1 pseudogene is annotated in these 278 nt (G+C 70.5%); it reads right to left on the bottom strand.

The annotated features are described in order from the left end of the window. Positions 1-278: pseudogene (locus tag C6N31_RS42900) on the bottom strand (class III lanthionine synthetase LanKC); the annotation flags it as partial.

The raw sequence follows: 278 nt of genomic DNA, 5'->3' as shown, positions 1-278 counted from the left end.
CTCCACCAGCCCGTAGACCCGCCGAGCCCACGCGGTGTACTCGGCCAGGCTCTCCGGGCTGGGATCCGGCTCGATCAGCGGGTGTCGGTGGGCGAAGAAACTGTTGAGCGGGCGTCCCTCGATGAACTCCAGGGCCAGGAATTGGTGATCCCCGACAGTGAACCAGTCATGGACCTCCGGTGTACACCCCAGCCCGGTCAGCCGCAGCAGCGCGTCGCGCTCGCGCTCCAACCGGGTGACGGCGTCCGCCTCGTCGGCGGCCAGCCCGGCGTGCGGGC

Source organism: Streptomyces fildesensis, from assembly GCF_016107395.1.
GTDB classification, from domain to species: Bacteria; Actinomycetota; Actinomycetes; order Streptomycetales; family Streptomycetaceae; genus Actinacidiphila; species Actinacidiphila fildesensis.
Note: the sequence above shows the minus strand (reverse complement) of the source record. Positions and strands in the feature narration are given on the sequence as shown.